This window comes from Roseicyclus sediminis, assembly GCF_025515305.1.
Taxonomy (GTDB): domain Bacteria; phylum Pseudomonadota; class Alphaproteobacteria; order Rhodobacterales; family Rhodobacteraceae; genus Roseibacterium; species Roseibacterium sediminis.
Window position 1 is genome coordinate 120,070 of record NZ_JAOPHT010000010.1, and the last position, 24,411, is coordinate 144,480.

The 24,411-nt window shown below is 67.9% G+C and carries 27 protein-coding genes; 10 read left to right on the forward strand and 17 right to left on the reverse strand.

The window, feature by feature from the left end:
- Window positions 1-8: 8 nt before the first annotated feature.
- The 3 genes from N8I71_RS13665 to N8I71_RS13675 all read right to left on the reverse strand — a co-directional run bounded on the left by N8I71_RS13665 (window position 9) and on the right by N8I71_RS13675 (window position 2,388).
- Window positions 9-953 carry a lysophospholipid acyltransferase family protein gene (locus tag N8I71_RS13665; protein ID WP_262878557.1) on the reverse strand — a complete coding sequence of 315 codons (945 nt, stop codon included), beginning with the start codon at window positions 951-953 and terminating at the stop codon, window positions 9-11.
- A gap of 81 nt (window positions 954-1,034) precedes the next feature.
- Entirely contained in the window at window positions 1,035-1,922 is an 888-nt protein-coding gene (locus tag N8I71_RS13670) for a DMT family transporter (protein ID WP_262878558.1), read from the reverse strand.
- 31 nt (window positions 1,923-1,953) lie between these two features.
- The gene (locus N8I71_RS13675; RefSeq protein WP_262878559.1) at window positions 1,954-2,388 is read right to left on the reverse strand and encodes a TIGR01244 family sulfur transferase; all 435 of its coding nucleotides are present in this window, start codon (window positions 2,386-2,388) and stop codon (window positions 1,954-1,956) included.
- A gap of 248 nt (window positions 2,389-2,636) precedes the next feature.
- On the opposite strand from N8I71_RS13675, the gene N8I71_RS13680 reads away from it, so the two are divergent.
- From N8I71_RS13680 to N8I71_RS13690, 3 genes are read left to right on the forward strand one after another with little or no spacing between them, the layout of a single operon-like run.
- Window positions 2,637-2,954 (forward strand): TraR/DksA family transcriptional regulator, encoded by a 318-nt coding sequence (locus N8I71_RS13680; protein WP_262878560.1) that lies wholly within the window; start codon window positions 2,637-2,639, stop codon window positions 2,952-2,954.
- Window positions 2,955-2,994: 40 nt separating this feature from the next.
- Window positions 2,995-3,222, forward strand: coding sequence for a hypothetical protein (locus tag N8I71_RS13685; RefSeq protein WP_262878561.1), 228 nt, complete (start codon window positions 2,995-2,997; stop codon window positions 3,220-3,222).
- Window positions 3,223-3,268: 46 nt separating this feature from the next.
- Window positions 3,269-3,469 carry a hypothetical protein gene (locus N8I71_RS13690; RefSeq protein WP_262878562.1) on the forward strand — a complete coding sequence of 67 codons (201 nt, stop codon included), beginning with the start codon at window positions 3,269-3,271 and terminating at the stop codon, window positions 3,467-3,469.
- 30 nt (window positions 3,470-3,499) lie between these two features.
- On the opposite strand, the gene N8I71_RS13695 is transcribed toward N8I71_RS13690, so the two are convergent.
- A complete protein-coding gene (locus N8I71_RS13695) occupies window positions 3,500-3,715 on the reverse strand; it encodes a hypothetical protein (RefSeq protein ID WP_262878563.1) in 216 nt (71 codons plus the stop codon).
- Window positions 3,716-3,887: 172 nt separating this feature from the next.
- On the opposite strand from N8I71_RS13695, the gene N8I71_RS13700 reads away from it, so the two are divergent.
- Complete coding sequence (locus tag N8I71_RS13700; RefSeq protein WP_262878564.1) at window positions 3,888-4,160, forward strand: DUF2312 domain-containing protein; 273 nt, start codon at window positions 3,888-3,890, stop codon at window positions 4,158-4,160.
- Window positions 4,161-4,173: 13 nt separating this feature from the next.
- Here the strand turns inward: N8I71_RS13700 and pdxA are convergent, their stop codons facing one another.
- Genes pdxA through lptF form a run of 5 tightly spaced genes read right to left on the reverse strand, consistent with a single transcriptional unit; the run spans window position 4,174 to window position 10,555 of the window.
- Window positions 4,174-5,160 (reverse strand): 4-hydroxythreonine-4-phosphate dehydrogenase PdxA, encoded by a 987-nt coding sequence (gene pdxA / locus N8I71_RS13705; protein WP_262878565.1) that lies wholly within the window; start codon window positions 5,158-5,160, stop codon window positions 4,174-4,176.
- Between the two features lie 4 nt (window positions 5,161-5,164).
- Complete coding sequence (locus N8I71_RS13710) at window positions 5,165-6,076, reverse strand: SurA N-terminal domain-containing protein (RefSeq protein ID WP_262878566.1); 912 nt, start codon at window positions 6,074-6,076, stop codon at window positions 5,165-5,167.
- A gap of 54 nt (window positions 6,077-6,130) precedes the next feature.
- Window positions 6,131-8,320, reverse strand: coding sequence for an LPS-assembly protein LptD (locus N8I71_RS13715; protein WP_262878567.1), 2,190 nt, complete (start codon window positions 8,318-8,320; stop codon window positions 6,131-6,133).
- Complete coding sequence (gene lptG / locus N8I71_RS13720; protein ID WP_262878568.1) at window positions 8,313-9,407, reverse strand: LPS export ABC transporter permease LptG; 1,095 nt, start codon at window positions 9,405-9,407, stop codon at window positions 8,313-8,315. The genes N8I71_RS13715 and lptG overlap by 8 nt, the downstream gene beginning before the upstream one ends.
- Window positions 9,404-10,555, reverse strand: coding sequence for an LPS export ABC transporter permease LptF (gene lptF / locus N8I71_RS13725; protein ID WP_262878569.1), 1,152 nt, complete (start codon window positions 10,553-10,555; stop codon window positions 9,404-9,406). Before lptF ends, lptG begins: the two co-directional genes overlap by 4 nt.
- Before the next feature lie 262 nt (window positions 10,556-10,817).
- Here lptF and N8I71_RS13730 point away from each other — a divergent pair, with 262 nt between their 5' ends.
- Window positions 10,818-12,284, forward strand: a complete 1,467-nt coding sequence (locus tag N8I71_RS13730) for a leucyl aminopeptidase (RefSeq protein ID WP_262878570.1) — start codon at window positions 10,818-10,820, stop codon at window positions 12,282-12,284.
- Window positions 12,285-12,291: 7 nt separating this feature from the next.
- Entirely contained in the window at window positions 12,292-12,744 is a 453-nt protein-coding gene (locus N8I71_RS13735) for a DNA polymerase III subunit chi (RefSeq protein WP_262878571.1), read from the forward strand.
- Window positions 12,745-12,747: 3 nt separating this feature from the next.
- Here N8I71_RS13735 and N8I71_RS13740 read toward each other — a convergent pair whose 3' ends face one another.
- Window positions 12,748-13,338 (reverse strand): retropepsin-like aspartic protease family protein, encoded by a 591-nt coding sequence (locus tag N8I71_RS13740; RefSeq protein ID WP_262878572.1) that lies wholly within the window; start codon window positions 13,336-13,338, stop codon window positions 12,748-12,750.
- Window positions 13,339-13,373: 35 nt separating this feature from the next.
- Complete coding sequence (locus N8I71_RS13745; RefSeq protein WP_262878573.1) at window positions 13,374-13,991, reverse strand: MarC family protein; 618 nt, start codon at window positions 13,989-13,991, stop codon at window positions 13,374-13,376.
- A gap of 85 nt (window positions 13,992-14,076) precedes the next feature.
- Between N8I71_RS13745 and N8I71_RS13750 the strand changes: the two genes are divergently transcribed.
- Entirely contained in the window at window positions 14,077-14,646 is a 570-nt protein-coding gene (locus N8I71_RS13750) for a hypothetical protein (RefSeq protein ID WP_262878574.1), read from the forward strand.
- Between the two features lie 3 nt (window positions 14,647-14,649).
- On the opposite strand, the gene N8I71_RS13755 is transcribed toward N8I71_RS13750, so the two are convergent.
- Entirely contained in the window at window positions 14,650-16,491 is a 1,842-nt protein-coding gene (locus tag N8I71_RS13755) for an ABC-F family ATP-binding cassette domain-containing protein (protein ID WP_262878575.1), read from the reverse strand.
- A gap of 136 nt (window positions 16,492-16,627) precedes the next feature.
- On the opposite strand from N8I71_RS13755, the gene ndk reads away from it, so the two are divergent.
- Entirely contained in the window at window positions 16,628-17,050 is a 423-nt protein-coding gene (ndk, locus tag N8I71_RS13760; protein ID WP_262878576.1) for a nucleoside-diphosphate kinase, read from the forward strand.
- 81 nt (window positions 17,051-17,131) lie between these two features.
- Here the strand turns inward: ndk and N8I71_RS13765 are convergent, their stop codons facing one another.
- The 4 genes from N8I71_RS13765 to N8I71_RS13780 all read right to left on the reverse strand — a co-directional run bounded on the left by N8I71_RS13765 (window position 17,132) and on the right by N8I71_RS13780 (window position 20,353).
- Window positions 17,132-17,317: a hypothetical protein gene (locus N8I71_RS13765; protein ID WP_262878577.1), complete on the reverse strand. Its 186-nt coding sequence runs from the start codon at window positions 17,315-17,317 to the stop codon at window positions 17,132-17,134.
- 187 nt (window positions 17,318-17,504) lie between these two features.
- Window positions 17,505-18,545 carry a cytochrome-c peroxidase gene (locus tag N8I71_RS13770; protein ID WP_262878578.1) on the reverse strand — a complete coding sequence of 347 codons (1,041 nt, stop codon included), beginning with the start codon at window positions 18,543-18,545 and terminating at the stop codon, window positions 17,505-17,507.
- Window positions 18,546-18,712: 167 nt separating this feature from the next.
- Window positions 18,713-19,069, reverse strand: a complete 357-nt coding sequence (locus N8I71_RS13775; protein WP_262878579.1) for a TfoX/Sxy family protein — start codon at window positions 19,067-19,069, stop codon at window positions 18,713-18,715.
- Between the two features lie 276 nt (window positions 19,070-19,345).
- Window positions 19,346-20,353: an isopenicillin N synthase family dioxygenase gene (locus N8I71_RS13780; RefSeq protein ID WP_262878580.1), complete on the reverse strand. Its 1,008-nt coding sequence runs from the start codon at window positions 20,351-20,353 to the stop codon at window positions 19,346-19,348.
- 774 nt (window positions 20,354-21,127) lie between these two features.
- Between N8I71_RS13780 and N8I71_RS13785 the strand changes: the two genes are divergently transcribed.
- Together N8I71_RS13785 and N8I71_RS13790 are read left to right on the forward strand one after the other, a co-directional pair.
- Window positions 21,128-22,060: a metallophosphoesterase gene (locus tag N8I71_RS13785; RefSeq protein WP_262878581.1), complete on the forward strand. Its 933-nt coding sequence runs from the start codon at window positions 21,128-21,130 to the stop codon at window positions 22,058-22,060.
- 77 nt (window positions 22,061-22,137) lie between these two features.
- Window positions 22,138-23,301, forward strand: a complete 1,164-nt coding sequence (locus N8I71_RS13790; protein ID WP_262878582.1) for an MFS transporter — start codon at window positions 22,138-22,140, stop codon at window positions 23,299-23,301.
- A gap of 108 nt (window positions 23,302-23,409) precedes the next feature.
- On the opposite strand, the gene N8I71_RS13795 is transcribed toward N8I71_RS13790, so the two are convergent.
- Complete coding sequence (locus N8I71_RS13795) at window positions 23,410-23,985, reverse strand: C40 family peptidase (RefSeq protein ID WP_262878583.1); 576 nt, start codon at window positions 23,983-23,985, stop codon at window positions 23,410-23,412.
- Window positions 23,986-24,411: the final 426 nt, after the last annotated feature.

Consider the following 24,411-nt stretch of genomic DNA (forward strand, 5'->3'; position numbering starts at 1 on the left):
CTGCTTCGTCACGCCCCCGCCCGGGGCCCATCGGCCGTGCCGGCCTCCTGCGCCTCGCGGGCCATCCGCCGGGCAAGCCGCCCCGGTTTCCAGCGGCGATGCATCCAGAACCATTGACCGGGCGTTTCCCGGATGCGGTGCGCAAGGCTGTCGTTGAGCGCCTGCGTCATCTCCTCGGGCGTGGTGTGCGGGATCGGCGTCTCGATCAGCATCTCGAACGAAAACCCGTCTTCCAGCCGCCGTCCGTAGATCGGCACGAGAAGCGCGTCGTGCCTCAGCGCCATGTCGGCGGCCGACAGCGATGTCGGCGCCGGCTGCCCCATGAAGTCGAGGATTGCGCCGTCGGCGACGTACTGGTCGAGCATCATCGCCGCCTGTCCGCCGTCCTTCAGTGTGCGCAGGAAGGCCGCGAGGCCGCGCCGCGACCGGGCATAGGCGCGCCCGCCCACCGCCTCGATCGATTCGACGTAGTGGGCGTTGGCATAGGGGTTGTTGAACGGCCGGTAGAGCCCGCCGATGTCATAGCCCCGCTGGTTCAGCGCGGCGCGCGCCGCCTGCCAGTTCCCGTAATGGGCCGACACGAAGATGATCGGGCGGCGCGTCTTGCGTGCGGCCTCGATCGCCGGCCAGCCGGGCCCGAAGGGCTGCAGCGTCGCCACTTCGCGGATCTGCTCCAGCGGCGAATAGTTCTCGATGATCGTGCGCCCCATGTTGTCGAGGCACTCCCTCGCGACGGCCCGGCGCGTGGCGCGGTCCATGTCTGGGAAGACGAAGGCGAGGTTTTCCTCGGCGCGGCGGCGAAAGCCCGCGACCGGGCCGAGAAGATGGACGCAGATCCAGCCCATGGTGCGGATGCGCGTCTTCCACGGCAGGCGCCTCAGCCCGCCGATCAGCACCCGGAAACCGGTATCGGCCAGACGGTCCAGCCAATCTGTCCGGGACTTTCGCGGCATGGGTCGGGGCTCCGGTTCGGGCGCCACGTCGGGCTGCATTGGCGGTTGGGCGGGCGCCGGGCCGGCGGAGACATCCGGCCGTCAGCGCGCGGGCGGCACCGGGCTGGGCGCTCCGGCCCGGGTTTCGCGGTGCCACACATAGACGCCGGCCCCGACGATCACAAGCGCACCGAGCGCGGTCGCGGCCGCCGGAACCTCGCCGAAGAACAGGAATCCGTTCATCGTGGCGAAGAGGACCCCTGCGTATCCGAAGGGCGCGACGGCGCCGGCCTCGGCCAGCGTGAGTGCCCGGATCAGCAGGAACTGTCCCGCCGCCCCCGTGGCGCCCAGGAGAAGGAACAGCGCTGCGTCGGCGGGCGACGGCGTCTGCCATACGGGCAGGACGAGCAGGCTCGCCGCGATCGTGCCGATCACCGCGGTGTAGAGAAACGAGGTCAGGATCGGCTCGTCGCGGCCGAGAAACCGCGTTGTCAGCGCATAGGCCGCATAGAAGGTCCCGGCCCCGAGCGGCAGCAGCGCGGCCAGCGAGAAGACCTCCGAGCCCGGCCGCAGGATGATGAGCGCGCCGAGCAGCGCCACGCCGATCCCGATCAGCCGCCGCGGTCCCAGCGCCTCGCGCAGGATGAGTGCCGCCCCGAGCGTCAGCAGCATCGGGTGCACGTTCATCACCGCGGTCGCAGCCGCGATCGGCATGAGCCCGAGCGCGTTGAAGAAGCACCAGGTGGCCGAGAACAGGAAGGCCGACCGCAGAAGCTGCAGGCCGAGGTGACGGGTGCGCAGGAGCGGCCCGATCCGCGGCGCAAGCAAGATGAGCACGACCGCCATCATCCCCGCGTACCGCGCCCAGAGCACCATCAGCACGTCGTGCCGCGCCGTCAGCGCCTTGGCCTGCGCATCCATGGCCGAGAACAGGAAGATCGCACAGAGCATCGTCACGATGCCCTGCGCCGTTGGCGAGAGGCGGTTCAAGCCCGATGCCCTGGCTGGCGGTATCCCGGTCTCAGGCGCCCTGCCTCGCGGCCATCGCTTCCAGCTGCGGCCGGAGCCAGGCGAGGTCGTAGCCGCCCGCGGCGGCGCGGGCGAGGATGTCATCGACCGGCATCTCGCCGGCAACGCCCAGTGCCCAGACGATGGTCGAGCGGTTTCCCGAGGCGCAATAGGCCACGACCGGCCCATCCGAGCCGGCGATGGCCTCGGCCTGTTCCTCGACGTTCGCCTCCGTCAGCATCCCGCCCGTGACCGGGTTGAACACGAAGGCGAGACCCGCGGCTTCGGCGGCCTGCTGCATCGCGGCGGCCTGGAATGCGGGCGGGTTCTCCATGTCGGGACGGTTGCAGATGACCGTCGTCACCCCCTCGGCGGCCAGAGCTGCCATATCGGCGGGTTCAAGCTGCGGTGCGACGGAATACCCCTCGGCGATGGGTCTGATTTGCATGGCACGCCTGTCCTTTGTCGTCGTGCGGGCGGCCGGAGGTGAGTGTCGGTCTGAGCCCGCTTGATCCGTACATTGCCGGATCGCGTGACGAAGGGAAAGGGCGGCAGGGACGTCTTGCCGCGCTGGCGTGTTGATCGAGGTCAAGGCGACCGGCCGATACCCGGCGCACGCTTCAAACAGCCGCTCGCCCCTTGCCATGAGCCCCATGCTTCGGGCGGAACGACCACGCGGCGGAAACGGAGGATACCATGGCCGACCTGGCCGAAAGACGCGCGCAGCTCGAGGCTCGCCTAGCCGTTCTCGACGAACGCCTGCACGAGATCGAGGAGGAACTCGACAGCCACCAGTCCAAGGACTGGGAGGAACTGGCCACCGAACGCGAGAGCGACGAGGTGCTGGAGAGCCTCGGCGTCTCGGGCCAGGCCGAGATCGCACGCATCAAGGCCGCGCTGGCGCGGATGGACGATGGCGAATACGGCTACTGCACGAAGTGCGGAACCAAGATCTCGGAAGAGCGGCTGGACCTGTTGCCATGGACGCCGTTTTGCCGGTCCTGCGCAACCTGAGGGAACAGGTGAGGGGACAACGAACCGGGGGATCAAGACCATGGCCGGGCGCCCGACCGACACCGAGATGCAACGCCGAATCGCCGCGCTCCTGATGACACGATGCGCGGGACGCGCCGTCGCCCGGCATCTCTGCGGAGAGGCCCAGGCCTGGGCGCATCGCGCCTCCGTCGCGGAGCTTCGGGCCCGCCGCCTCGACGATTTGGCCGAGCGCATGCTGCTCGAAAGCGAGACCCCGAGCCCACGCCGCAAGGAGCGGGCGCACTGAGACGGGCCGGACCGGCACCGACACGGACAGAAAGGATGCTGCTGCCATGACCGACACGAGAAAAGTCCGCCAGACATCTGGCGAGGAAACCGATGCCAAGGTCGAGGGGCGCGCACATACCGAGCTGCGTCCCGTGAAGGCGGGACGGTCCGGCGACGAGGCAGAACAGCCTCAGCCCCGGCCGCGTGCCAAGGTGCTGCCCAAGGACGAGGGTGACGACGATCTGTTCAACGACATGCCGGTCTAGACCGGGCGGGCATGCGAAAGGGCATGGCCCTCAGGACATGAAGACGCCGACCACGACGCTCATCAGTCCCAGCACCGAAAGCAGCAGCGCGCCCATGTTGATCGACACGATCCGCGCCAGCCGGGCGCGCAGTTCCGCGTCCGGCATGTTCGCGCGCTTGGCCGAGATTGCCGCAACGATGCAATAGGCCAGCAGCAGAAGCCCTGTGACGGCCAGTCCCGTTCCGGTCCATACCAGCCATGCCATCCGCCGCGCATCCCGTATTCACCTTGCGATGCCAAGGGGCTAGCGGATCGGTGCCGCACAGGCAAGCGCCGAGCGACCCGCCATGGGCGTCCGCCACGTCTTGCGGGCCTTTTCCCGTCCCGCTAATCGGGGGCCTCGACTTCCCATTCGAACCGCCGAAGGACGCCGCCCGATGGACGATCTGACCGAGACCGACGCCCGCCCCGACAGCTACCGCGTCACCGCCGACGAGTTGCGCCAGTTCATCGAGCGCTACGAACGGCTGGAGGCGGAAAAGAAGGACATCGCCGACCAGCAGAAAGAGGTGATGGCCGAGGCGAAGTCGCGCGGCTACGACACCAAGGTGATGCGCAAGGTCATCGCGCTGAGAAAGCGCGAGCCCGACGACATCGCCGAGGAAGAGGCGGTGCTGGAGATGTACAAGGAAGCGCTCGGCATGCGCTGAGGCGCGACGCTGATCAGCCGCGCGCGGCCACGTTCCGCATCGCGGCCATCTCGGCGGCCAGTTCCAGCGCCGCGATCAGGCTCGAGGGATCGGCGCGGCCGGTTCCCGCGATGTCGAAGGCCGTTCCGTGATCGGGCGAGGTCCGCACGAAGGGCAGGCCGAGCGTCACGTTCACGCCCTCGTCGAAGGCGAGCGTCTTGATCGGGATCAACGCCTGGTCGTGATACATGCAGATTGCCGCGTCGTAGCGGGCGCGGGCGGCGGCGTGGAACATGGTGTCGGCCGAATGCGGACCGGTCAGCGCGAGGCCCTCGGCCCTCAGCGCCTCGATCACCGGGGAGATGGTCTCGATCTCTTCCCGCCCCATCGCACCGCCTTCGCCGGCATGCGGGTTCAGCCCCGAGACGGCGATACGCGGGCTTTCGATCCCGAAATCGCGGCGGAGCGCGGCGTCGGTGATCCGGATCGTGTCGGACAGGAGCGACCGGGTCAGAGTGCCCGGCACCTCCTTCAGCGCGATGTGGATCGTGGTCGGAACCACGCGCAGGCCGGGACCCGCCAGCATCATGACCACGCGGTCCACGCCAGCGAGATGGGCGAGATACTCGGTATGGCCCGGATAGGCGAAGCCCGCGCCGTCGATCAGAGCCTTCTTGTGGATCGGCCCCGTCGTCATCGCGCCGGCCTCGCCCCGCATCGTCAGGTCGACGGCCCGCGCGATGGCCGAGATCACGGCTTGCGCGTTCTCGGGCGCAGGGCGGCCGGGCACGGCCGGGGCGGGGAAGGGATGGGACAGGACGGGCAGTCCGGCATGAAGGGCATGGCCCGTCTCGGAGGGTTTCGCGATCTTGCGGATCGGCACGCCATGCCCCGCGAGGTGCCCGGGGTCGCCGATCACGAAGAAGGGCACGCGCCCCTCGAGCCGCGCCCAGGCCTTCGCGGCCAGTTCGGGGCCGACCCCGGCCGGCTCCCCCAGCGTCAGCGCGACGGGCGCCGCCACGGCCTCAGCCGCCGGGATAGGTGATGATGGCGTCGGCCCGCAGTTCCTCGAGAAAGCCCGAGGCATAGGACCCAATGCGCTGCTGGAAGAGCTGCTCGCGGACCTGGTCGCGGGCGCCTTCGGGGATCCCGCTCGACCGCCCGCAGAGCATCGTGACCAGAAGCGTGCCGCCCCGTGTGACGTCGAAGGACATCTCGTCGGCGTCGAGCCGGGAGAGCGCCGCGGCAATGTCGGCGGGGATCTCGGAGGGCGGCAAGGTCTGCCGCTCCAGGCCCTCCGGACGAACGCCGTAAAGGTCGTCGCAGGTGTCGACCTGGTCGCGCAGCGCCTGGGCCTGGGCCCTGGGGTCGCCGCGTCCGCCGGTGATCGGGATCGTGGCGAAATCGATGGCGGTCACGCCGTCACTCCCGCCGCCATCGGCCGACAGGGCCCGGTCGATTTCGGCGTCGGTGACCTGCGCGCTGGGTCCGAACCGGGCGCGCACGACGTTGCGCCAGTTGACGCCCGCGCGCACGAAATCGCGCAGCGTCTCGGGCGCGACACCGGCACGGCCGAGCGCGTTGACGAACTGCTCGGGGCCCATGTTGACCCGCGCCGCGAACTCGGCGACGCCGTTCTCGATGTCCTCGGGCTCGGCGGAAACGCCGAAGCGTTCGGCGGCCTGGTTCTGAAGCCGCTCGTTGACCAGCGTGTCGCGCACGCCCTGCAGGACTTCGGGCGGGGCATTCAGCAGCGACAGGAACTGCCGGCGCTGCTGGATCTCGTAATTGGTCACGATGTCGTCGTTGACCCGCACGGCAACGGCAAAGGGGCTCTGTGCGGCGGCCGGTGGGGCCGTGCCCGCCAGGAGCGCACAGAAAAGGCCGGCGACAAGCGCCAGGGTGAGGGTCGGAAATCGATTGGCACGGTTCGTCATGGTGCCCTTATCCTCATCTCTCGGTCGGGGTGCAAGCGTCGCGGAGGCGCGCCCTCAGTAGCGGCAGGTCCGCGCCCGCGACCGTCCCTCGCGGCCGGCGCCGAACCCGTTCAGCGCGACGGTCAGGCCGAATTCCGTGGACGGCTCCAGCGTGGTGGATGTCGTGTAGCGGCGGGATACGGAGAACTCCATGTCGATGCACTCGTTCTCGTAGCCGATCCGCAGGCCCGCCCGCGTCGGCTCGGCCTCGGCGAAGTCGTAGCGCCAGCTCAGGCCCGCGTTCCAGTCGCTGTCAAAGCGGTAGCCCGCGTCGAAGGCCCATTCGGCAAGGTCGTCGGGACGTCCCTCCGCGGCATCGGCCTCCAGCCAGGTATAGGTCGTGACCACGTGGTGGTCGGTGCCGTGCCAGTTCAGCGCCAATTCGTTCGACGTGAAATCCAGCTGCTGGTCGAAGAGCGCCCGGTTGATGACGCGCCACTCGTCGCCCAGCGAGAAATGCGTCGCCAAGAGCCAGTCCGAGGTCTCGCCGTCGAGGCCGGAGCCCGGGGTGAACTGCATCAGGTCGTCGGCCCGGACAACGAGGCCCGCGGCGATGCCGGCCGACCAGCCCAGCGGATCGACCCGCGTATAGCCGATGCCGAAGGCCGCGCGCTGCCCCTGTTCGCGCCGGTCCGATCCGGGGAAGCGGTCGAGCGCGAAGAGATTCGCCTCGTCGAATTCGACGATGGCGCTGTCCTCCACCGGCACGGCGCCGCCGGAGGTTTCGGACCATGCCACCTGCACAACGGGCTCGAGCAGGTGTTGCACGCCCGTCGGTCCCGTACGCTGGAGCGGATAGCGCAGCTCGATGGCCGCATAGGGCGTGACGCGGGTTTCGGTGTCGTTAAAGGCGCCGTTCACGTCCTGGCGCGCGGCGTGAAGGTCGGCGGCCAGCGCGGTCTCGAACGTCAGCAGAAAGCCCCCCGGCAGCACCTCGGTCCGGCGCCAGTCGATCTCGGCCGAAAGCCGCGCGGCATCGGTAGCGAGCGGATTGCCCGCCGCGTCGTTGCCCGGCGTGGAATTCGGCCGGACATACCCCAGCGCGTCGAAGCGCAGTTCCGCGATGCCGCCGAGAAGCCCGGGCTCGAAGCGGTGGATCAGCCGTCCGTCCGCGACCCGCGTCGGCAGTTCCGCATCGTTGTCGCCATCGCGGAGCGAGACGTAATTCGTTAGGCCGAAGTCGAAATGCAGGTCGGTCGCGGTCCGGCCGATGCGGATGTTGCTTTCGAGGAGGTCGGGGTCGGGGAAGCTGTAGGTGGTGAGGTACCCGTCATCCGTCACCGCCTCGATCTGGAAAGACAGGTCGATGTCCTGCGGAAGCTCGAACTCGCCCTCGGCGAAGACGTGGCCACGAATGTCGTCATCCGTCAGATCGTCCCAGGTCAGCGAGCCGTTGGCCTCGATCCGGCCGTTCCGGAACGCCTGGCGGTAGCGCAATTCGATCGTCTGGCTGGCGCCGAGCCCGATCCAGGGCGTCACGGTCAGGTCGGCATGATCGCCCAGGGTCACGAAATAGGGCACCCGGATCTGCGTGCCGGTCGTGTCGGTGGCGCGGATCGACGGCGCGAGGAAGCCCGTCGCCCGCTCCAGCGTGGGGTCGGGCAGGCGCATCTGCGGCAGCCAGATCACCGGCACGCCCATGACGCGGAACTGCGCGCCCTCGAAATAGAGCTGCTGTTCCTGTTCGTCATGGATGATCCGGCGCGCCCGGATTTCCCACAGCGGCGTGGGGTTGTCGAAGCACACCTCGCAGGAGGAGGCCACCGCCTGGTAGGCCTGGCTATAGCGCCCCTCCACCCGGTCGATCTGGGTCGCGGCGATCTGGAGCTGGCGGTCGAGCACGAGGCGGGCCGATTGCAGCACCCCGTCCTGCAGGTCGGCGGAAAGATCGGCGAAGTCGGCGACGATGACGGCATTGCCCGACGGGTCGATCAGGGTCAGGGGCCCTTCGACCGTCACCCGGTCGCCCGCGCCCGTGTAGGTGATCGACTGCGCCCTCAGCCGGGCGCCCTCGTAGAAGATCTCGACGCCGCCCGTGGCGGTGATCGTCTCGCTGCCCTGCACGAAGCGGATGTCGTCGGCGATGAGCGTGGCGGGTGCGCCCTGGGCAAAACCTGCCGGCGCGGGGACCAGCCATGCCAGTCCCGCGATCAGCGCCGCCGATAGCCGCAGCGCGCGTCCCGATGATCCGTTGCCTCTACCCATCTTCCGTATGCAGCAACACGCCCACGGCGAGCAGGATCGCCGCCACCGGCGGCGCCCACGCGACGAGGGCCGCGGGCAACTGCCCGCTTTCCCCTAGAACTTCCGCGAAATCGCGGACGAAATACACCCCGAATCCGAGCAAAATCGCCGCAAGGACCATGATACCGGTCTTTCCGAACCGCGTATGGCGCATCGTGAAGCCCGCGCCGATCAGGACCATGGCCGACAGCATCAGGGGATTCGACAGCTGCATCTGCAGCCAGATCCGGTGCTGGAGCGCCGCGAACCCGGCGGCGTTCAGCTGCGCGATGAAGCCGGGAAGCTCGTAGATCGGCACCGTGTAGGGCCGTCCGAAACTGTCGCGGATCTGCTCGGCCGTCAGCGTCGAGGGCAGCACCAGCGTCTCGTGGAGGCTGGCGGAGGCCTCGGGGTTGGCCGCGCCGGCCAGCGGCCAGGACTTCACCCCAAGCAATTGCCACGCGCCGTTCTGCAGAAGCGCCTCCTCGGCGCTCAGCCTCCCGGTCAGCAGACCGTCGCGGTCGAACGTGAAGAAATTCGCGTCGAAAAGATGTGTGCCGTCCGAATTGGTGCCCTCGGCATGGATCACCGTCTGCTCCGACAACGTCCCCTGCCTCAGCCAGAGCCCTTCGGCCGAGACCGAGACGGTCCGCTGCTCGGCGCCCTGATAGCGCGCGACGGTCATCTGGTACTCGCGCGACGTGGCGGCCACGATCGGGTTCAGGATCAGGAGGGCGAGAACCCCGATCCCGAAGGCCACCAGGACCGGCGAGATGGCCGAGCGGATCGCCGAACGTCCCGCCGCGCGCACGACGACCAGTTCCGATGTGCGCGCAAGCCCGAGAAACAGAACCAGCGTGGCGAGCATCACGAAGAGCGGAAGCCACTGGTAAAGCGCGCGCGGCAGGTTCAGGAGCGACAGTTCCACGACCGCGCCGAGCCCGTAATCCCCGCCGATCCGCCGCATCTGCTCGGCGATGTCGATGGGCAGAAGGATGCCGACGAAGACCGCGACCACGATGCCGAGAGACCGCAGGAAACGCCGGGCGAGGTAGAGGTGCAGGATCATGCCGGCAGCCCCCCGTGTTCCGCGCGCGCGCGCCGGCGATAACCGGTGAACATCTTGCGCCGCGACCCCGCGAAGACCACGAGCACGAGCGTCACGAGAAGTGCGGCTACGGGCTGCGCATAGGCGAGATACCAACGCTCGGCGTCGGCCCGCGCCACGGCCTCGGAGGCGTTCCAGATCACCTGCAGCGGCACCACGAGCACCACGGCCAGCAGGATCTGCCGCCACACGCCGAACCGGGAGAAGTGGCCGAGCATCAGGCAGGCCGCGCCGATCAGCGGCGGGAAGATCGAGAAGATCGCCCGCGCGATGCGGTCATGCCCCTCGAAGAGCATCCGGGCGAGCGGAAGGCCGAACTCTTCGGCCGTCTGCGCATCGGCCCGCACGAGCATCGCGGTCGGCAATTCGCGCACGTCGTAGTTGCGCGCGCGCCCCTCGGCGATCAGCGCGGCGACGTCATAGGTGAAATCGGCGAAGGTCACGGTCGAAAGCCGCCCCGTTTCCCGGTCGAGCGACTGGGCCATGCCGTCGAACATGACAAGTCGCGGCCCCGCCTCGGAGCGCACCAGAAGCGCGGTGGTCGCGGTATAGGTGATCTCGACGCCTGGTTGCGAGCTGTCCTGCAGGAACAGGTCGCGAAACTCTCCCAGTTCGGTGATCTCGCGGATGTAGACCGTCAGGCCGGCGGTGGGGTGGATGAACTCGCCCGCGCGCAGGAAGCGTCCGGTCAGGTCCTCCTGAACCTCGGCCGAGCGGTCGATGAACTGGCTGCGCGCGGCGGGGGCGAGAATGTTGGCGAGGATGCCGACAAGGGCGGCGAGGAAGAGGCCGAAGACAAGGACCGGCCGCAGCAGCCGCCAGGCCGAAAGCCCCGCGGTCTGAAGCACGACCAGTTCGCTTTCGCCGATCATCCGGTTGAATATGTAGAGGGTGGCCACGAAGGCCGCGATCGGCAGCACCAGCATCATGATCTGCGGCAGCGCCAGCGCCGTGAACTCGAGGAAGACGCCGAGGTTCTGACCATCCGCGATCAGCGAGTCGAACAGGTCCACCGCCGCCTCGATCCAGTAGACCGAGATCAGGACGAGGCTGAAGAAGCCGAAAAGAACGATCAGCTGGGTCAGGATATACCTGTCGAACCGTCCCAAGCCTGTCTCCCGTGGCGCCCGTTCGGCCCTGTTGCGGGCGGTCGGACGCGGGGCTTCCCCCAACGTGAAAAGGGACGGCCGGGCGCGCGGCCCGCCACCCCAGATGATGCGCCCCGTGGCAGCAGGGACGCCCGTATGTCGTTTCTAGATCAATCCCGGGGCAGGGGACAGGGCCATCTGGCCAAGCGCGTCCGCCCGCCCTAATGTCGCGGCCTGAAAGACACGCAAGGCACCCCCCGGGACCAGACGACAGGACGCGCCGATGACTACGCCGATTTCCCTCAGCTTCACCGAAACCGATATCGAGGCGCTCGCCGCGCTTGCGGGCAAGATCGCGGTCATCGTGCCGCCGGAGGGCAAGCTCGACCCGGTGGGCCGTCGTCTGAACCGCCTGACAAAGGGGGCGCTTGCGCGGCTGGTCGAGGCCGAAGGCTTCGCCAAGGCCAAGGATGGCGACGTGCTGCAGATGGCGTTCCCCGCGGGCCTCGCCGCCGAGGCGGTTCTGGTCCTCAAGCTGGCCCGCCGCCCCTCGGTCGAGGAGGCGCGCAAGGCCGGCGCGGCGCTGGCGAAACAGCGGGGCAAGGGCGCCCTCACGGTATGTGCCGGCGCCACCGCGCGGGTCGCCGAGATCGGCCTCGGCCTCGCGCTGCGCGCCTACGATTTCGACGCCCACAAGACCGGCGACAAGACCCCGGCCGAGGATGCGGCCTTCATGGTTTCGAAACCCGACGAGGCCCAGGCCGAGTGGGACGGGCTGAAGCCGCTCGCGGAGGGCGTGTTCTTCACCCGCGATCTCGTCAACGAACCCTCCAACGTCCTGACGACAGTCGAATTCGCCGAGCGTCTCAAGGCGCTTGCCGAGCTCGGCGTCGACATCGAGGTGCTGGAGGAGGACGAGCTGGAGAAGCTCGGGATGCGGACGCTCCTGGCCGTGGGGCAGGGCTCCGAAAGCCCGTCCAAGGTTGTCGTCATGCAGTGGAAGGGCGGCGGCGACGAGGCGCCGCTCGCGCTGATCGGCAAGGGCGTCGTGTTCGACACCGGCGGCATCAGCATCAAGCCCGCGGCCGGCATGGAGGACATGACGATGGACATGGGCGGCGCGGGAACCGTCGCGGGTGTCATGAAGGCCATTGCGGGCCGCAAGGCGAAGGCCAATATCGTGGCCCTCGTGGGGCTGGTCGAGAACATGCCCGACGGCCGCGCACAGCGCCCGGGCGACGTGGTGCGCTCGATGAAGGGCGACACGGTCGAGGTCATCAACACCGACGCCGAGGGGCGCCTCGTGCTGTGTGACGTGATGTGGTACGCGCAGGACCGTTTCAGCCCTTCGGGCATGATCGACCTCGCCACTCTGACGGGGGCCATCATCATTTCGCTCGGGCATGAAAACGCGGGCGTCTTCTCCAACGACGACGACTTCTGCGGGGCTTTCCTGAAGGCCGCGAAGGCGGAAGGCGAGGGCGCCTGGCGGATGCCGCTCGGCAAGGCCTATGACGAGAAGCTGAAAAGCCGGATCGCCGACATGAAGAACGTGGGCGGCCGCGATGCGGGCTCGATCACCGCCGCGCAGTTCCTCGGGCGGTTCGTGAAGGACGGGACGCCGTGGATCCACCTCGACATCGCCGGCGTGGCGAGCGTGAAGTCGGATACCGCGCTTGCGCCCAAGGGTGCGACGGGGTGGGGCGTGCTCGCGCTCGATCGGCTGATCCGCGACCGCTACGAGGGGTGATGCCCCGATGGGCGAGGCGTTTTTCTACCACCTGACGCAGTCGACGCTGGAGGCGACGCTGCGTGCCCTGCTGGAGAAATCGCTGGCCCAGCCCTGGCGCGTCGCGGTGCGGGGGAGGACCGACGCGACCCTCGACCGCCTCGATGGGCAGCTCTGGCTCGGCGACGGGTTCCTGCCGCACGGTCGCGCGGGCGGGGCCCACGACGCGGAGCAGCCGGTCCTTCTGACGACCGGACTCCCGTCGAACGCGCCCGATTGCCTCGTGTCCGTCGAAGGGGCCGAGATCGCGACGGAGGAGGCCACGCGCCTGACCCGCGTGATGATCCTCTTCGACGGTCATGACGCGGGCGCGATGGAGACGGCACGCGCGCAATGGCGGACGCTGACCGGCGCGGGCGTTGCGGCGAAATACTGGTCTGAGGCGTCGGGACGCTGGTCGATGGAGCGGCAGAGCGGCTGAGCCTCAGCGCTCCAGCACCAGGCGCCCGCCCGAGATTTCCAGCCGCTCGAAGCGTTGCAGGTACGACATGCCCAGCAGGCTGTCCTCCATGTCGGTGCCGTTGACCACGGCGCGCACGTCCTGCTCGGCCACCGGGCCCAGTTGCACGCTCGACAGCGTCACGGGTGCCGTCTCGACCATGCCGTTCGCCGTATTGGCCCGCCCCGAGAAGACCAGCCGGTCAAGGTCGATCCCCGCTTTGACCGCATCAGCCCGGCTCAGCACCATGTCGGTGGCGCCGGTGTCCACGACGAAGCGGACGGGCGCGCCGTTCACGTCAAGCGTCACGTAGTAGTGGCCGTCGATGTGCTGCGGCACCTCGATGCGCGCGCCCTCCATCATCACGGACTGGCGCGGCGTGACGGTGTTGCGGATATCGCCCCACAATCCCACGGCGACGATCGCGCCGAGGAAGAGAAACCCCCAGACGGCGGCGTATTGCGCGAGCTTTCCCAGGCTGCGGCGGTTCGATGTCACCAGCCATCCACCGATCGCGGTCACAAGGAGCGCGAGGTAGACGAGGCTGGCGATCTGGTCGCCATCGAGGGTGGGCAAGGCATCCATGCCGCTCAATATAGGGTGGCGATTTCTCAGATCACCTGCAGATCGCGCATCCCGTCGATGACGAACTGCACCGAGAGCGCGGCCAGCAGCATGCCCAGAAGCCGGGTCACGACGTTGATCCCCGTCGGGCCCAGTAGTCGCTCGAGCGGGGCGGCGAGCAGGAAAAGGGACAGGACCACCAGCAGGACCAGCCCCATCACGCCGTGCACCGCGAGGACGTGAAGCGCGCCGCCGTCTTCCTGCCCGGTCAGAAGGATCATCGTGGCGATGGCGCCCGGTCCCGCGATGAGCGGGATGGCGAGCGGGAAGACCGAAGGGTCCTCGGGATGCGCGGTATCGGCCTGACCCTGCCGCCGCTGCGCCCGCCGCTCGAACAGCATGTCGAGCGCCGTCAGGAACAGGAGCACGCCGCCGGCGATGCGGAACGCGGGCATGGAGATGCCGAGGAAGCCCAGGACCGCCTCGCCCGCCAGCCCGAACAGGGTCAGCAGCCCCAGCGCCACGAGACAGGCGCGGACCGCCACCTTGCGCCGCTGCGGCGCGGTCATGCCCTGCGTGAGGGCCACGAAGAGCGGCGCGAGCCCGATGGGGTCGATGATCACGAACAGCGTGACGAAGGCCGGGATGTAGAGGGCGAGGTCCATGGGCGGCGCCTATACGGAACAGACGGGCAGTGCGCCAGAGGCAGCGTGCCATGGACCGCGCGCCGTGCGCCGCTATCTTCGCGGAATGCGATTGGTCCTTCCTTCCCGACCCGGCCGCGCGCTGGTCCTGTCGTTGTTGAGCGCGGCGCCCATCGCGGCGCCCCTCTCGGCGCAGACGGCCGAACTCGAGATCATGGTTCACGACACCGACAGCATCGACTGGATCGCCCTGCGCCTCGTGGGAGAGTGTGGGCCCGTGACCGGCGTTCTGGCCATCGATTTCGGCCCTTCGGCGGGCGGTGTCGTCATCGATACCGAATATGGCGGGCGGGGTTCGCAAGATCCCATGTCCGTCGGCGTGCTGTTCGGCCCCATCGCGCTCGGGCAGGTTCCGGACGGGGCCACCGCTCTGGAGATCGCGGTCGCGGGGCTGGAGGGGGGCGACCAGGCCGTGGTGACGCTGGACCTCGACACCGAACAGGGCGCGACAGCTGCCGACCGGATCGTGGCCCGCCCGTGGGATATCGCCGGAAGCCGTGCGATCTTCGCGCCGCAGAACGCGGGGGATGGCCTGCCTGCGACCGCAACTTTCGACGCGAACGGCTATGCCCGCCTTCCGCTGCCGGTGCCCTGTATTCCGCCGGCGCTGTCCTGAAGGCTAGCCCGCCTCGGCCTGTTCCAGTCGTTCGGCGGCGGCGACCCACAGCGCCTCGGCCCGGTCGAGGCCGTCCATGACTTCGGCATACTTGCGCTGCCAGACGCCGAGGTCGCCCGCGCGCTCGGGTTCGTAGAGTTCCGGGTCGGCCAGCTTCTTCGCCAGTTTCTCCCGCATCTCCTCGATCTTCGCGACACGTGCCTCCGCCTGCCGGACCTCGGAGCGGAGTTCCTTCAGCCGGTCCTGCGAGACGCGCTTTTTCTCGGCTTTCTCTGCCTTTGCAGGCTTTTCCTCACCCTTGAGCAGAAGCGTCCGGTAGCTTTCCAGGTCGCCCTCGTAGGGCGCCACGCGCCCATCCTTCACCAGCCACAGCCGGTCGGCCACGAGGCTCAGGAGGTGCATGTCGTGGCTGACGAGGACGACGGCGCCGGAATAGGCGGTCAGCGCCTCGACCAGCGCCTCGCGGCTTTCGATGTCGAGGTGGTTGGTCGGCTCGTCGAGGATCAGCATGTGCGGCGCGTCGAGGGTGGCCAGCAACAGCGACAGCCGCGCCTTCTGTCCGCCCGACAGGCGCGCGACTTCCGTTTCCGCCTGGTCCGCGCCGAGGCCGAACCCCGCGAGCCTTGCGCGAAGCTTGGGCGGTGCCTCCTCGGGCCGCTCGCGCCGGACATGCTGAAGCGGCGTCTCGTCCACGTGCAGCTCATCGACCTGGTGCTGCGCGAAATACCCGACGCGCAGCTTGCCCGAGGTCGTGACGCGCCCTTCCAGCGGTTGAAGCTTGCCCGCCAACAGCTTGGAGAGCGTCGATTTTCCCTCGCCGTTCCGACCGAGGAGCGCGATGCGGTCGTCCTGGTCGATCCGGAGCGACAGCCGGCTCAGCACCGGCTTTCCGCCATAGCCGACCGCCGCCCCGTCGAGGTTGACGATGGGCGGCGACAGTTCCTCGGGCTCGGGGAAGTTGAAGACGGTCCGCGCCGCGTCCTCGGGCATGCGGATGGTTTCCATCTTCTCCAGCATCTTCACCCGGCTCTGCGCCTGTTTCGCCTTCGAAGCCTTGGCCTTGAAGCGGTCGACGAAGGCCTGCAGATGGGCGCGCTGCGCCTCCTGTTTCTTGGCGGCTGCCGCCTGCACGGCGCGCGCCTCGGCGCGGGCGCGGGCGAAGGCGTCGTAGCCCCCGGCATAAAGCGTCAGCTTGCGGCCCTCGAGATGCAGGATATGGCCCACCGCCCGGTTCAGAAGGCCGCGGTCGTGGCTGATGATCAGGACGGTGTGCGGGTATCGGGCGAGGTAGCTTTCGAGCCAGAGCGCGCCTTCGAGATCGAGGTAGTTCGTGGGTTCGTCCAGCAGCAACAGATCGGGCTGCGCGAAGAGGACGCCCGCAAGCGCCACGCGCATCCTCCAGCCGCCCGAGAAGGCGGAGCAGGGCATCTGCTGTTCTTCGGACGTGAAGCCGAGGCCCTTCAGGATCGCCGAGGCCCGCGCCTCCGCCGACCAGGCGTCGATATCGGCAAGCCGCGTCTGGATCTCGGCGATCCGGGCGGGGTCGTCGCTGTGCTCGGCCAGAAGCGCGGCGCGTTCGGTATCGGCCTGAAGCACCGTGTCCAGAAGCGAGACCTCCGTTCCCGGCGCCTCCTGCGCGACGCCGCCGATGCGGGCGCGCGAGGGCAGTTCGATCCGCCCGCCGTCCAGCGTCAGCTCGCCCCGGATCAGCCGGAAGAGCGTCGTCTTGCCGGCCCCGTTCCGGCCCACGATGCCCACCTTGTGGCCCGCGGGAATCGTCGCGCTCGCCCCTTCAAGGAGCGGCTTTCCCGCGACGGAGTAGGAAATGTCCTCGATCCTCAGCATGGGCGCGGTGTGACGGGCGGCGCGGGCGCTGTCAACGCGGCTTTCGGCACGGGCGCGCGACGAACCCACGGGGCGGGTTTTCTTCCGCATACCCCCATGCTAAGCGCCCGCCAAATCCTTCCCGATGGAGCAGACCATGGCCGTTCAACGCACCTTTTCGATCATCAAGCCCGACGCCACCAAGCGCAACCTCACCGGCGCCATCAACGCCAAGATCGAGGCCGCGGGCCTGCGCATCATCGCGCAGAAGCGCATCCACCTGACCCCCGCGCAGGCGGGCGTCTTCTACGCCGTCCACAAGGAGCGTCCCTTCTACGGCGAGCTCTGCGAATTCATGGCCTCCGAGCCGGTCGTCGTTCAGGTGCTGGAAGGCGAGAACGCCATTGCGAAATACCGCGAAGTGATGGGCGCCACCGATCCGGCAGAGGCCGCCCCCGGCACGATCCGCAAGGACTTCGCCCTGTCGAAGGGCGAGAACTCGGTCCACGGGTCCGACGCCCCCGAGACGGCCGCCGAGGAAATCGCGTATTTCTTCTCCGGGCTCGAACTGGTCGGCTGAGGCCGATCACGGCGAACGCAAAAAAAGGGCCGCCCCGCCGGGGTGGCCCTTTTCATTCGTCCCGTCGCCTGCCGGGTCCGTTCAGATGCTGGCCCAGTCGGTGAAGCTGGTGCCGGGGGCCTTGCCGCCGCCCTGCTGCATCTGGCCGGGAGGGGTCTGCTGCCCCTGCTGCTGTTGCTGGCCCTGAGAGGGCGTGGTCTGCGCACCCAGCTGCGGGGTGTTCGGTGTCGAGGTCATCTGCCTGCCTTGCATGGTCTGGTCTGCCACGTCCCGCATGTGTTCGCGGTGACGGCGCGGCTTTGGATCAGGCCGCGCGAAGGGTCAAGCGGGAAAGACCGGCGAATCCATGGGGTTTTCAGGGCAACTCTCCGATAGGCCGGAATCCGCCTGAAGGACGGGGCCTCCTGCGCCCCGGGGGCGATCCATCGGACAGGCGGTTGCCGACCCTTGCGGCCTACATCGGCTCGGGTCGCGGCGTCGCGTCGGTCGAGGGCGGCAGGACCGGGTGCACGACCTCCGGGATCTCTCCCGTGAGCGTGCGCAGGAAGGCCGCGATATCGCCGATCTGGGCATCGGCAAGCTCGGCGCCCAGCTGCGACACACCCATGACGGCGACCGCCTCCTCCAGCGACCAGACGACGCCTGAGTGGAAGTAGGGGGCCGTCAGCTCGATGTTGCGCAAGGGGGCCGCGCGGAACACGTAGTCGTCGGAGGCGGTCTGCGTGACGGAGAACCGGCCGCGATCGCCTTCGGGCAGCACATCGGCGCCGGGCCTGAGCACGAGTCCGAAAGGATAGTATCCCTCGCCGCCGATGTTCACCCCGGCGTGGCACGAGGCGCAGCCCTGGTCGATGAAGGCCCGCAGGCCGCGCGTCTCCTCTTCGTCCAACGTGTCGGCGCCGTTCAGGAACTGGTCGAAGCGCGAATTGGGCGTTGTCAGCGTCGCCTCGAAGGCCTCGATCGCCAGGGCGAAGTTGTCGAAGGTGACGGGATCCTCCTCGCCGGGGAAGGCCTCGGCGAAGGCGTCGACATAGGCCTGCATCGAGGTCAGCGTTTCGATCACCCGGTCGGGGGTGTTGTTCATCTCGACGCCGGCCTGCACGGGTCCGGTGGCCTGCGCGGCGAGGTCCTCGGCGCGGCCGTCCCAGAACTGGGCGATGTTGAAGACGGCGTTGTAGACGGTGGGCGCATTGCGCGGCCCCCGCTGCCAGCCATGGCCGATCGAGGTTTCCAGCCCGTCGACGCCGCCGAGGCCGACATTGTGACAGGACTGGCACGAGAAGAGACCGGAGCGCGACATCCGTGGGTCGAAGAACAGCATCGCCCCAAGGTCGACGCGCGGGCGGCTGACGATGTTGCCGTCAAGCTCCGGTATCGACAGCGGGATCGGATCGAAGATGTCGTTGGCAAGCGCCCTCAGGTCCTCGTCCGCGAGGACAGGGCCGGCCAGGGCCACGGCGAGGGCCGTGGTTGCTGTCAGGATCAGGTGTCTCATGTCGGCTACTCCGGGGTGAATGCGCGCCCGCCCGTCCAGATACCTGGAACGATGCGAAGGGTCGCATCTGTAAGGCGCGATGTGCTTGACCTCGATCAACACGCGGCCCGGTCCCGGCCGTCGGGAAGCGGGGCCGCCGCGGCTCGGGAAGGGGGCGGCGGGATCGGTCAGCGTCGCCGTCCTGTGCCGATCTCGTCCAGTAAACGCTCGATCCCCGGCGCGCTGCCTGCCGCGCCCGCAGACAAAGCATCGAAACGCCGGCGCAGCGCGGTCTTCTCCTCGCCCCGGCAATCGTTCCACGGGCGCCGCTGAAGCCCCATCACGAGGGCGTAATAACCGATGAAATGCGGTTTCATGCCGGTGGCGATCATGCGTGCATAGGCATCGTCGGCACCGACCCGCCTCAGCGCCTCGGCCGTGGTGATCCCCGCCTCGGCCAATGCCCGCGCCATGGCGGGCCCGATATTGCGGATGCCGGTCACCGGATCTTCCGATGGCTCGGCGGGAATGTCCTGTTCCGTCACGCGCGGGCACCTCCGGCCCGCGAGAGTATCAGATGCTGGCCCAGTCGGTGAAGCGCACCGGGCGTGGACGCGGCTTTTCGGGCTTTGCGCCCTTGGGCGGGACAGGTTGGGGCGATACGGGCATAGAATTGCTCCAGTGCGTCATGAAAACGCGATCAGTGGGCCCCAGGTCGCGCGGAAAATCGACCGGAAAAGTGGAAACAATATGGCGCAATTGTGTCATCCGCGGCGACGTGGCCGCGATGCAACACCCGTTTTCCCTTTGTTGGCAGTCTCTTAGCCGCGCGCCTTCAAAGCGTCGTAATTCGCCTTGATCCGTTCGAGGATGTAATCGCCTGCGGTGATGGCGGGGTATTTCCGTTCCGGTCCCTGCAGCACGAAATCCTTGTTCGCCTGCGCGAAGAAGGGAATCGAATAGCGCGGGCCGAGGTATTCGTCCGCGCGCGGCATCCGCACCCTGTGGGGGTTGGACAGCAGCCTGTCATCGGACCAGCGCATCAGCATGTCGCCGATGTTGCAGGTGATGACGCCCGTCACGGGCTCCACGTCCGTCCAGGCGCCTTCCTCGGCGACATGGCCGGGACAGACCTGGAGGCCGCCCTGTCCGGTCTTCTGGTGCAGCAGCGTCAGGCAGTCGAAGTCGGTATGCGCGCCCGCGCGCCAGCCCTCGAAATCCTCCGGCTTGCCGTTCACCATCGGCAGGTAGTGGATCAGGCGCAGCGTCGACTGGTATTCGGGCGAGGCGGGATCGTGGGCGCGGGTGAACAGATCCTCCTCGAAGCCGAGCTTCAGCGCGAAGCACGACAGGACCTTCATCGCGACGGCGAGGTTCGCCGCCTCGAAGGCGAGCATCTTCTCGCGGAAACCGGGGATCGCGTCCGGGTCGGGCCACAGCCCCTCCATCCGCGGCCGCGTGATCTGGTAGCTTTCCTTCTGGTCCGGCGTGCCGGTCGAGGGCCGGACCTGCGCCTTGAACTCCCAGCCGGCATTGGTGCCGGGCCGGAGCGGCATCCGCGCCTTCGCCTCGTCGGGCAGCGCGAAGAAGGTTTCCGAAAGGGCGAAGGCCTCCTCGATCTGGTCCATGGGGATACCATGGCCCGTGAGCTGGAACAGGCCGAGCGTGGTCGCCGCGTTCCAGAGCGCGTCGGCGATGGCCGGCTTGTCGCTCTCGTAGTCCGACAGGTCGATCAGCGCGACGCCGTGGGCGCCGGTCCTGCCGAGGCCCCCGATGCGGGCCTCACGGTTCAGTTCGTCATAGAGGTAATCGCCGGTATCCTGGCTCATGTCCGCTCCCGTTCCGCCGGATGTTCCGGCCGGTTCTGGAGCAATGACCCGGGCGCAACCTGTTGAAACGGTTGGAGCCTTGCCAGCTTCTACTCCGAAAAAGAGCTGGCGACCCGGCCGGTTGGAAGAGAGACGAGGAGGCGGGTCGCCAGCAGGTTTTTCGCGTCAGGCCCCGGGGTCGTTGAAGGAAGGGAGGAGACTGACCCCGGAACTTCTGACATCTTCACCGTGCCCCAGCCTGTCGCCCGTGGAAATGGAATGTCGTCCGTCGCGGCGGCGTGTTCCGCCGATGCCGCATTCTTGTGCGCTCCTTCCGCGGGCCCGTGCGGTTTCTTACGCGGTTTCGAGAGGGACAGGGTGCTGCGCTGCGGCATCGCGGGGCGAGTCGCCCGCGAATCTTCGCCCGAGCGGCACCGTGTTCTGTCCCGTGCTCGATCCGCGCGGAATGAACGGCGGCCGGATTCGGGCCGGTTGCGCCAGGGCAGGGTGCCGTTGCGGAAGGGGCCATGGGGGACTGGCCGGGGGCGGGCGAGGGGGCCGCCGCAAGCGAAAGCCTCCGCCGAACCGGAGCGTTGGTGGACCGGTCTCAGGGGAATATCCGTGGCGCTGTCCTCGGCCTTGGGTCTCTCATGACGCGGGCCCGCCGGACGCCGTGCATCGCGCGATCCCGGGCGTTCCCGGATCGGGGGGCGGAACGCTTGGTATTTCGACGCCGATCCCGTTTCCGGCCGGCGGGATTGCTGAATTCATGGGCATGTCCCGCGCGACTCCGCGATGCGGATCGAATTTCGACATCGCGGCTTCAATCCCGTGCGGCGTTGCAATACGGTCCCACGGACCAATTTGGATTCCCGAGGGGACAGGCAGATAACTTCACGACCAAGATATGGAACGAAATTTCATGTTGCGCGCTATGAAATTACTTCGCCCCTCTGGTTCGAACCTCCGATGCGAATTGCGGTCCTGTCGGATCTGCATGTGTGTTCGCGGTGGATGCCGCTGTCGAAAATAGCCGGGCTGGTGGAGCAGGCCAACGCCGAGTGTCCCGATCTGATCGTCATGCCGGGCGACTTTCTGGTGGGTCACCTGGTCGGCAAACGCCCGATTCCCGCCCGGGCCATTGCCGAGGTCCTTCAGGAATTGTCCGCGCCGCTGGGTGTCTTTGCCAGTCTTGGAAACCACGACTGGTCCGATTGCCCCGAAGCCAGCCGGAACGGACACACGAGGTCGAGCGTTGAGGACGCGTTCGAAGGGGTCGGCATTCCCGTTCTGAACAATCGCAACACGGAGTTGAAGCAAGACACGTATCTCGTGGGCCTCGATAGCGCCATCGGCACGGGAACGACCCGCCGTCCGGACGCGCGCCACGATCCGGCCGCTGCGTTCGACGGGGTTCCGGAGGGCGCGTCCACCATCCTGATGGCCCACGAGCCGGACTTCTTCCTCGACGAACGCCGCCGGGTCGCCTTGCAGGTCAGCGGTCATACCCATGGCGGACAGGTCGGAGCGTTCGGGATCTGGGCAACCGGCCCATCACGATACGGGCGGCGACTGGACTACGGCCTGAAGCGCGACGGCTGCCGAAACCTCGTCATCACGGCTGGTGTCGGATTCGGCGGGCTGCCGATCCGGTTGGGGAAGGTGAGCGAGTTTTCCGTCGTGACCCTCGCCCCGACCGACGACGCAAATTCGGAAGCCGCCCCTTGAGCGCCATAGCCGACCCTCCGCCGCCCATGTCGGGACGGCGCCGTTTTACCGGGTCGTTGCCGGCGTCGGCCCACTGAATGCGTGCGGCCCTCACCGATCCGCCCATCCTCGCCCTGACGATCGGCCAGCTTCTCGTTTCGGCGGCGCTCTACTACCTGTTTCCAGCCATGGTGCTGGAATGGCACGCCGAGTTCGGCTGGAGCTCGGGACAACTCATGGGCGCCTTCTCGCTCTCGCTGGTGGTTCAGGGGCTCGTGGCCGCATTCGTCGGGCGCCTGATCGATCGGGGGTTTGCGACGCAGGCGATGTCGTTCGGCGCCGTTCTGGGCGCCACATGCCTGGCGCTTGTCACGCAAGTCGCCGAAATCTGGCAGTTTTATGCGATCTGGTGCGTCATGGGGTTGGCCATGGGGCTCACGCTGTACGAGTCGGTCTTCGCGCTCATCATCAGAAGCCGGGATGATACGGCGCGGAGCAGCATCACGGCCATGACCCTTGTCGCGGGGTTCGCGTCGAGCATCGCCTATCTCGTCACGGCCTCCGTGTCCGAAGCCTGGGGTTGGCGTTCGGCGATGTTGCTCATGGCGGGTCTCGTCCTCGTGGTGAACGTGCCTCTCGTCTGGTTCGCCACGCGAAGGCTCGAGCGAGATCGCAGAAGGCTGCCGTCGCCGCCGGCGCTTGACGTGGCCCCCCGGGACCGTCCGGGTTTCTGGCCCCTCGCGCTTGGCATCAGCTTGTCCGCACTGGGGATCGGCATCGTCGTCAGTCACCTCCTTCCGCTCCTCGCGTCGCTGGGGGTCGCGTCCGGCACGGCGGTTCTGGCGGCATCGCTTCTGGGGCCGTCGCAGGTGGCCGGAAGGCTTGCGATGACCGTTGCGGGCGACGGCGTCGAGGGGCGCCGCCTCGCGATCTGGGGGGTGTCGGGAATGGCGGTTGCGGCGGCGATCCTGCTGTCGGCGGGGTTCTTGCCGTCCCTCGTCTTCGCCTTCGCGGTGCTGCATGGCATGTGCTACGGACTGACGAGCATCCTCAGGCCGGTCATCATCCGCGAGACGCTGGGCGTCCGTGACTTCGGGGCCTCGCAGGGCGCTGTCATGCGCCCGGCCTTCCTGGCGTTCGCGGCGGCACCATTCGTGGCGGCCGTTCTGGCCGATGCGGGCGGTTATCTTCCCGTCATTCTCCTGTGTATCGCCGTGCAAACGGCCGGAGCCGCGATGCTTCTCAAACTGCCGAGGTCCTGAGCCGGGCCCGCCCGCCGGGATCGCGGACAACGATCAACAGCCAACGCCGTGGTGAAATCATCGACGTCGCCCCGTCATGCCCCATTCATTTGCCCCGTCCATTCGGCCTCAGTTCGGTTCCGTTCCCGGGATATGTCCCACGACATTTCCGAACTTCTCGTCCTTCAACAGGTCGGCGGGCGAATGCCGGCCAAGGGGATATTTGCAATATTCGGCGCTGGTAATTACCCCCATCTCGCAAAGACAGGCCACGACGAAAGAGGAGCAGAAATACCGATCCGTTTGGTTGGCCACGCTCCGGTCCATTCCGGACGCGGCCGGAAACTCGTCAAGGCGCAATGGAACAAGGCTCTGCCTGATAAAGGTATAGGGAAACGCGAAATCGAAGCGAACGCCCTGCGTCAGCGTTTTCTCGACGAAGTCGTGGAGGGATCCTATCTGCTGCGTCGTCAATTCCGGTTTCTGACGAAGGACGCAAAGCGCCCTCTCTCTCTCCAGTGTTGCCTCGACGCTCCAGGTCCTGATCCTGGGGAACCGCGCCTCCGCGATCGTGTTCTCGCGCAGGACGATCGACGCGTGGGTGTAGGGGCTTGCGGTATACCAGGCTATTCCCTTCTCGTACCACCGGGGGTTGGTCGGGCGGTGGAGCAGGATGTCTCCCGCCCGAAGATCGCCCACGCTCAATCGCTCTGTCCCGGTCTCCAAATCCGTCCACCCGGTCAGGAGGCCGCCGGCCCTGAGGCACCCCCGCGCGACGACACCGCGTCTTGCCGACCGGCGTGTCGCCCGCGTCGCCGAACCGCCGCCATCGGAGCGCCGCGTCCTCCCGCGCGCACGAACGTGCCGTTCCGTTCCGTGGACGGAAGGCGCGCGGCCAGGGTCGCGATTGCCGGGGTGCCGCAAAGGTCCAAATGCCGTCCTTTCCGCCTTCCGGGCGGTGCTGGGCGCCCCGGAAAATCCCCGGAGAGCTGCAGATGTGATCCGCTCATGATAGCCGAGCATGCTTTATATTGAATAGGGCGCTTCGCGCGTCCTAGTGGTCTCGCTCATGTCGAAATCGCTCGAAAACGTCCGGTTTCTTGCTTGGCGGCGTAGGTTGGGCGCGACTTG

Excerpts from the sequence above, each read along its gene's own strand:
- N8I71_RS13685 (WP_262878561.1), top strand. The coding sequence starts at position 2,995 with ATGGCCGGGCGCCCGACCGACACCGAGATGCAACGCCGAATCGCCGCG.
- lptG (WP_262878568.1), bottom strand. The coding sequence starts at position 9,407 with ATGATCCTGCACCTCTACCTCGCCCGGCGTTTCCTGCGGTCTCTCGGC.
- N8I71_RS13745 (WP_262878573.1), bottom strand. The coding sequence starts at position 13,991 with ATGGACCTCGCCCTCTACATCCCGGCCTTCGTCACGCTGTTCGTGATC.
- N8I71_RS13675 (WP_262878559.1), bottom strand. The coding sequence starts at position 2,388 with ATGCAAATCAGACCCATCGCCGAGGGGTATTCCGTCGCACCGCAGCTT.
- N8I71_RS13780 (WP_262878580.1), bottom strand. The coding sequence starts at position 20,353 with ATGAGCCAGGATACCGGCGATTACCTCTATGACGAACTGAACCGTGAG.
- N8I71_RS13690 (WP_262878562.1), top strand. The coding sequence starts at position 3,269 with ATGACCGACACGAGAAAAGTCCGCCAGACATCTGGCGAGGAAACCGAT.
- N8I71_RS13665 (WP_262878557.1), bottom strand. The coding sequence starts at position 953 with ATGCCGCGAAAGTCCCGGACAGATTGGCTGGACCGTCTGGCCGATACC.
- N8I71_RS13785 (WP_262878581.1), top strand. The coding sequence starts at position 21,128 with ATGCGGATCGAATTTCGACATCGCGGCTTCAATCCCGTGCGGCGTTGC.
- ndk (WP_262878576.1), top strand. The coding sequence starts at position 16,628 with ATGGCCGTTCAACGCACCTTTTCGATCATCAAGCCCGACGCCACCAAG.
- N8I71_RS13695 (WP_262878563.1), bottom strand. The coding sequence starts at position 3,715 with ATGGCATGGCTGGTATGGACCGGAACGGGACTGGCCGTCACAGGGCTT.
- N8I71_RS13790 (WP_262878582.1), top strand. The coding sequence starts at position 22,138 with ATGCGTGCGGCCCTCACCGATCCGCCCATCCTCGCCCTGACGATCGGC.
- N8I71_RS13715 (WP_262878567.1), bottom strand. The coding sequence starts at position 8,320 with ATGGGTAGAGGCAACGGATCATCGGGACGCGCGCTGCGGCTATCGGCG.
- N8I71_RS13755 (WP_262878575.1), bottom strand. The coding sequence starts at position 16,491 with ATGCTGAGGATCGAGGACATTTCCTACTCCGTCGCGGGAAAGCCGCTC.
- N8I71_RS13700 (WP_262878564.1), top strand. The coding sequence starts at position 3,888 with ATGGACGATCTGACCGAGACCGACGCCCGCCCCGACAGCTACCGCGTC.
- N8I71_RS13730 (WP_262878570.1), top strand. The coding sequence starts at position 10,818 with ATGACTACGCCGATTTCCCTCAGCTTCACCGAAACCGATATCGAGGCG.
- N8I71_RS13770 (WP_262878578.1), bottom strand. The coding sequence starts at position 18,545 with ATGAGACACCTGATCCTGACAGCAACCACGGCCCTCGCCGTGGCCCTG.
- N8I71_RS13680 (WP_262878560.1), top strand. The coding sequence starts at position 2,637 with ATGGCCGACCTGGCCGAAAGACGCGCGCAGCTCGAGGCTCGCCTAGCC.
- N8I71_RS13735 (WP_262878571.1), top strand. The coding sequence starts at position 12,292 with ATGGGCGAGGCGTTTTTCTACCACCTGACGCAGTCGACGCTGGAGGCG.
- N8I71_RS13710 (WP_262878566.1), bottom strand. The coding sequence starts at position 6,076 with ATGACGAACCGTGCCAATCGATTTCCGACCCTCACCCTGGCGCTTGTC.
- N8I71_RS13750 (WP_262878574.1), top strand. The coding sequence starts at position 14,077 with ATGCGATTGGTCCTTCCTTCCCGACCCGGCCGCGCGCTGGTCCTGTCG.